Here is a 1,640-nt window from a genome sequence, read left to right on the forward strand (position 1 = left end):
ATCTAACTAGAGGCTTTTCTTGACAGTGTGGAATCAGTAAGTTCGCTACTTAAATTTCGCTCCCCATCACACCTCAGGATTGTTAAGACGGATTTGCCAATCTTAACTCCCTAAGTGCTTAGACGCACACAACCAACGGTGCGCTTGACCTATCCTCCTGTGTCACCCCATTGCTCAAACGATCTTTGGTGGTACAGGAATTTCAACCTGTTGTCCATCGCCTACGACTTTCGTCCTCGGCTTAGGTCCCGACTAACCCTGAGTGGACGAACCTACCTCAGGAAACCTTAGGCTTTCGACGGGTGGGATTCTCACCCACCTCTCGCTACTCATGCCAACATTCTCTCTTGTATGCAGTCCACCACTCCTTACGGTATGACTTCAGCCCGCATACAATGCTCCCCTACCCAGTACTTACGTACTGCCGTAGCTTCGGTGACAGGTTTGAGCCCCGGTAATCTTCGGCGCAGGATCACTCGACTAGTGAGCTATTACGCACTCTTTGAATGAATGGCTGCTTCTAAGCCAACATCCTAGTTGTCTGTGCAATCCCACATCCTTTTCCACTTAACCTGTACTTAGGGACCTTAGCTGACGGTCTGGGCTGTTTCCCTTTTGACCACGAAACTTATCTCACGTAGTCTGACTCCCAAAGTAATGATTACGGCATTCGGAGTTTGATAGGCTTTGGTAACCGGTGAGGGCCCCTAGGCCATTCAGTGCTCTACCTCCGTATCACAATCTTTGAGGCTAGCCCTAAAGCTATTTCGGGGAGAACCAGCTATCTCCGAGTTCGATTGGAATTTCTCCGCTATCCACAGGTCATCCCGTAGTTTTTCAACACTAATGAGTTCGGACCTCCACGAAATTTTACTTCCGCTTCATCCTGCCCATGGATAGGTCACCCGGTTTCGGGTCTACGGCATGCAACTAATTCGCCCTATTAAGACTCGCTTTCGCTGCGGCTCCGCTGCATAACAGCTTAACCTTGCTGCATACCGTAACTCGTTGGCCCGTTCTACAAAAAGTACGCGATCGTCCATATAAAGGACTTTCACTGCTTGTAAACATAGGGTTTCAGGTTCTATTTCACTCCCCTCCCGGGGTTCTTTTCACCTTTCCCTCACGGTACTATACGCTATCGGTCACCAGGTAGTATTTAGCCTTGGGGGGTGGTCCCCCCTGCTTCCCACAAGGTTTCACGTGTCTCGTGGTACTCTGGATTATGCTCAGAAGTCTTCTTGTTTTGCCTACAGGACTATTACCTCCTATGGTGGGCCTTTCCAGACCGCTTCGACTACAATAGCCACTTCTTTGATGAACATATCCGCAACCCCAGAAGGAAAACCTTCTGGTTTGGGCTAATCCCTTTTCGCTCGCCGCTACTTAGGGAATCGAGTTTTCTTTCTCTTCCTCAGGGTACTTAGATGTTTCAGTTCCCCTGGTGTGCCTACCAATACCTATGGATTCAGTATAGGTTACTTAAGCTTTACTTAAGTAGGTTTCCCCATTCGGAAATCCCCGGATCAAAACCTGCTTGCGGTTCCCCGAGGCTTATCGCAGCTTACCACGTCCTTCATCGGCTCCTGGTGCCAAGGCATTCACCCTATGCTCTTAGTAACTTGACCAGAAATTGTATA

Annotated in this window: 1 rRNA gene; it reads right to left on the reverse strand. The window is 49.0% G+C overall.

The features are described 5' to 3' along the window. Positions 1–1,628: ribosomal RNA gene (locus tag HNQ80_RS25510) — 23S ribosomal RNA — on the reverse strand; the annotation flags it as partial. Positions 1,629–1,640 lie beyond the last annotated feature (12 nt).

The organism is Anaerosolibacter carboniphilus, from assembly GCF_014205875.1.
Taxonomy (GTDB): Bacteria; Bacillota; Clostridia; order Peptostreptococcales; family Thermotaleaceae; genus Anaerosolibacter; species Anaerosolibacter carboniphilus.